General features: G+C 58.2%; 4 protein-coding genes and 1 pseudogene. All 5 read left to right on the top strand.

From position 1 onward, the window contains the following. A pseudogene (locus tag EOB49_RS33045) lies at positions 1 to 212 on the top strand (methylaspartate ammonia-lyase); the annotation flags it as partial. A gap of 15 nt (positions 213 to 227) precedes the next feature. Next, on the top strand, positions 228 to 1,379 hold the full coding sequence (locus EOB49_RS33040; RefSeq protein WP_126080668.1) for a CaiB/BaiF CoA-transferase family protein: 1,152 nt from the start codon (positions 228 to 230) through the stop codon (positions 1,377 to 1,379). A 136-nt stretch (positions 1,380 to 1,515) separates the two neighbouring features. Beyond that, on the top strand, positions 1,516 to 2,427 hold the full coding sequence (locus EOB49_RS33035; RefSeq protein WP_126080669.1) for a CoA ester lyase: 912 nt from the start codon (positions 1,516 to 1,518) through the stop codon (positions 2,425 to 2,427). Positions 2,428 to 2,560: 133 nt separating this feature from the next. After that, entirely contained in the window at positions 2,561 to 3,487 is a 927-nt protein-coding gene (locus EOB49_RS33030) for a LysR family transcriptional regulator (protein WP_126080670.1), read from the top strand. 195 nt (positions 3,488 to 3,682) lie between these two features. Continuing rightward, a partial coding sequence (locus EOB49_RS33025; protein WP_127383425.1) for an aldehyde dehydrogenase family protein occupies positions 3,683 to 4,434 on the top strand: 752 nt, incomplete at its 3' end.

The raw sequence follows: 4,434 nt of genomic DNA, 5'->3' as shown, positions 1-4,434 counted from the left end.
ACAAGGTAGGCGCGTACGTTGGAGGAAGCTGTACCGAGACAGATCTCTCTGCCCAGGCTTCCGTCCACATATCGATGGCGACCCAGGCAGACATGATGCTTGCGAAGCCTGGAATGGGAGTCGACGAGGCATTCTCGATCGTGGGCAATGAACAGAATCGGTTGCTTGCGATGCTGAATCGTCGTCGGGCTCAAAACGAAAATGTTGGATGAAGAGCGCGGTGTTGCATGCAGAACTCTCTTGAGGGGATCACTGTCGTAGCTGTGGAGCAGGCCGTTGCTGCACCGTATGCATCGTCTCGTCTTGCCGATGCAGGCGCCCGGGTGATCAAGGTTGAGAGGCCTGAGGGAGACTTTGCCCGGAAATACGATAAGTTGGTGCGGGGGCAAAGCGCCTATTTCGTTTGGCTCAACCGGGGTAAGGAGTCAGTATGCTTGGATTTGAGGTTGGAGGCGGACCGTGCTGTGCTGGACACGCTTGTTGCTGCTGCTGACGTCTTTATCCAGAATCTGAAGCCAGGCAGCATCGAAAAACTCGGCTTCGGATCTGCGGATCTGCGTCGCCGTTTTCCGCGGCTAATCACCTGCGACATTTCGGGATTTGGGGAGGGGGGGCCATTTTCTCACCTCAAGGCCTATGATCTCATCGTCCAAGCCGAAACCGGTCTGTGTGCGATCACCGGGACGCAACAGGGACCCGCCCGTGTGGGTGTGTCGGTTTGCGACATCTCGGCAGGCATGACGGCACATAGCGCCATACTTCAGGCGCTGTATCATCGCGAGGTCACTGGCGAAGGGGCTAGCATTCAGGTGTCCCTGTTCGATGCCGTCGCCGATTGGATGAACGTGCCGGTCCTGCAACACGACTACAGCAGCTACCACACGGTACGCGCGGGCGTGAAACACCCCTCGCTGGCGCCTTATGGCGCCTATCGCTGCGCCGATGGCAAGGACGTCATCTTTTCCGTGCAGAATGACCGGGAATGGGTGAATTTCTGCGAGAAATTCCTGAAGCGGCCTGAGCTCACGCGTGCACTTGGTTTCGCCGACAACATGGAGCGCCTCGGCCACCGTCCTCAACTTGATGAGATAATTGAGCTGCGGTTTTCCGAGCTGTCCTGCCACGAAGCGATGCAGGAGCTTGAGGCGGCCGGTTTGGCATATGGGCGACTGAACGAAGTGGCGGACATTTCAAAGCATCCACACGTTCGCAGGGTTGAGATTGGCACACCTGAAGGAACAGTAGAGACGATCGCCCCGGCGGCGATCTTCAACTCTGAGCGCCCCTCGCTGCGCCCAGTTCCGGGCCTTGGTGCGCATACGGAGGCTGTCCGCGAGGAGGTTCGAGCAGGTTTGCGCGCAAGAGCCGCGTCAGCATGAGCGTGCCTGTTGTCGGGAAGGAAGCGCGATCGCGATTCACAGAGTGCATGCCTAGTCCTGGCCCCTCTGGGTGCCACGGCCGCCCAGCAAACTCACTGACAGCGCCCACGCTAGAATCGACCGCAGAGGCGACTTCATGAATGACGCCGTTCAGGCCGTTGAAAGCCCGATGTCTGTTCCCCGCTGGAGATCTCTGCTCTTTGTTCCCGCTCATGTTCCGCGCTTTGTGGAGGCGGCTCATGAGCGCGGGGCAGATGGCGTCATACTCGACCTTGAGGACTCCGTTCCCCAGGATCAAAAAGGTGAGTCACGGCGCCAGCTTTCTGCATCCGTGGCAAAGGTGGGCCGCAGGGGCGCTTATGTTTTAGTTCGCGTGAATCGCGGTTTGCGTGCCTTGGCGGCCGATCTCGATGCAGCCGTAGTAGCGGGTGTTGATGCACTTGTCCTTCCGAAGACGGATTCGGCAGCGTGGGTAATAGAGATCGCAAATGCGGTATCGGAACTTGAACGAGAAAGAAATCTTGCGGTGGGTCGAATCCGGTTCCTTGCCTTGATCGAGACCCCGGCAGCATTACAAAGTCTCTCAGCCATTGCGTCGGCCCATCCCAGGATGGTTGCAATGGCGCTGGGTCCTGAAGACTTCAGTGCCTCCGTTGGCGGTGCCCCGGAACTCGACCTTCTTTTGACACCGAACCTTTCTGTTCTGTTTGCCGCTCGCGCCGCTGGCTTGCTACCGCTTGGTTTCATAGGAAGTATCAGCGAGTTCTCAGACAATGATAGACTTCGTGAGGCCGCGGCCCATGCGCGGCGGCTTGGCTTTACCGGGGCTTTGGCGATCCATCCAAATCAGGTTGCCATATTCAATGAGGCTTTCTCACCAAGCCCACAGGAACTCGAGTGGGCCCGTCGTGTCCTCGCGGCGGAAAAAGATGCGACGGCGCAAGGCAGAGGCGCGTTCGCATTGGACGGAAAGATGGTCGATCCACCGGTTATTCGAAGGGCCCGAGAAATCATCGCGACGGATCCGGGCGCCGAGTTGGCCGTTTGAGTCCTCAGCGGGTTGATCAACAAGACTGGGACGACGACAGCAAGCGTCAGCAGCTCGGCACAATTATTGCTGTCGTGCCATCACATTTTAAGATAGATTACGTCAATTGCAGTCCGCCCTCGGAAGAGTACCCGTGGAAATCAGGCAGTTAAGATACTTCGTCGGCGTGGTCGAAGCAGGCAGTTTCACGAAGGCCGCTGGCTTTCTGAATGTCGCCCAGAGTGCGCTGAGTCTGCATGTACGCCAATTGGAGGAAGGCTTCGGCACTCAGCTGCTGATACGCGACAGAACCGGCGTGAGCGTGACGGCGTCAGGAGCCAAACTGCTCGAGCGGGCGCGGGCAATTCTCAAAGAAATTCGACTTACCGAGGTGGAATTGACCAACACAGCCGCTTCCCCTGCCGGGGAGGTGACTATTGGGATTCCGTCTGGAGCTGCTCGCGTCCTGAGCGGTCCGCTGCTTGAGGCGGTGAGACACGAACTGCCCAAGGTGTCCCTCAAGATGGTCGAGGGTATGACGGGACCGCTAGAGGAATGGATGGCGGCTGGACGCTTCAATCTGGCGGTTCTGTACCGCACAGCAGACAGTGTGGGGCGAATGACGGTGCTAGCGCGCGAAGACCTTTGTCTGGTGGTTCCGTCCGGCGAGCCACCGTTTGAAGATGCGATATCGCTGGTCGACCTGCATGAATTCCCCCTGGCGGTTCCCATGCGCAACAACAATGTCAGGCGTTCGGTGGCTGATGTCGTCGCACAACACGGTTGCGCGCTGGACGTCAGGTTTGAAGTGGACTCCCTCTCAACGATCATCAACATGGTCGTAGAGGGAAAAGCGCATTCTATTCTCGCCCCGTCTGCGGTTCAGAAAGAAGCCTCCCAAGGGCTGGTCCGGACTGTCAAGATCGTCGATCCGGTGATTACTCGGTCCGTGGTGCTCGCTGTAAATCCCAAAGATGAGCGTTCTGCGGCCGTTTCTGCGGTCTGCAAGCTCATTCCGAAGGTCGCCAGAAAATTGATTGAAATCCGGGACTGGGCGGCGGTGGCGCCTGAGGCGACCTGACAAACTAACCTGTAAAGCTGGGCATGATCTTTTGCGGCCATAAGGACCAGCCCGATCTGGATTCCAGATGGATTTCGGCAATATTCGATATTTGACCCGCCGCGACCATCGCGATGAAACTGGCTCAAGCGAGTTCAGCAGTTTCGATATCGAAACTGCGCTCGTATGCAAGAATTCAGTCAAGTGGAGCCCGTGATGTCCGACGCCAAGAGCTACGAGCTCTTCATTAATGGCAAATGGCGAGCCGGTGGTAGCCGAGCCACTTTGCCGGTGATCAACCCGGCGACGGAGAAGGTATTTGCCTCAGTGGCCTCGGCTACGGTTTCAGACTTGGATGAAGCTCTTGCCTCGGCAGAACGCAGCCGCAAGGCGTGGTCCTCACGACCCGCCAAAGAGCGTGGCGAGATCCTCGTCTCTGCCGCCAGCATTCTGGCAGAGAAAGCTGGCGCCGCAGCCAGGGACCTGTCGTCCGAACAGGGAAAGACGATTGCCGAAGCGACAGGAGAATACGCGCGCGCAGTCGAAACGCTGGAATGGAATGGCCGGCATGCCGATGAGTTGTCGGCCCCGATTCCGTTGGGCTCGAACAGGATGATAGCCCCCGAGCCGCTCGGTGTCGTCGCTGCATTTACGCCATGGAACTATCCGGCCGTTCTTATCGCCCGCAAGCTCGCCCCCGCGCTGGCGGCAGGCTGCCCGGTGATCCTCAAAGGGGCCGAGGAGACGCCAAGTGTGGCTGTCCATATCGTGGAATCTTTGCGTCAAGCAGGGATACCAGAAGGCGTGGTCAACCTGGTGTTCGGTGTTCCTGTGCATATATCACGGCATCTGCTCAGTTCGCCAATTGTCAAAGTCTTGACGTTCACGGGGTCGACCGCTGTTGGGAAACAGCTGGCCACACTGGCCGCGAATAATCTGCAGCGCTGCATCCTTGAGCTCGGTGGACA

It is taken from the genome of Mesorhizobium sp. M7A.F.Ca.MR.148.00.0.0 (genome assembly GCF_003997735.1).
Lineage (GTDB): Bacteria > Pseudomonadota > Alphaproteobacteria > Rhizobiales > Rhizobiaceae > Mesorhizobium.
Note: the sequence above shows the minus strand (reverse complement) of the source record. Positions and strands in the feature narration are given on the sequence as shown.

Coding starts and splice junctions, on each gene's coding strand:
- EOB49_RS33040 (WP_126080668.1), top strand. CDS start 228: ATGCAGAACTCTCTTGAGGGGATCACTGTCGTAGCTGTGGAGCAGGCC.
- EOB49_RS33035 (WP_126080669.1), top strand. CDS start 1,516: ATGAATGACGCCGTTCAGGCCGTTGAAAGCCCGATGTCTGTTCCCCGC.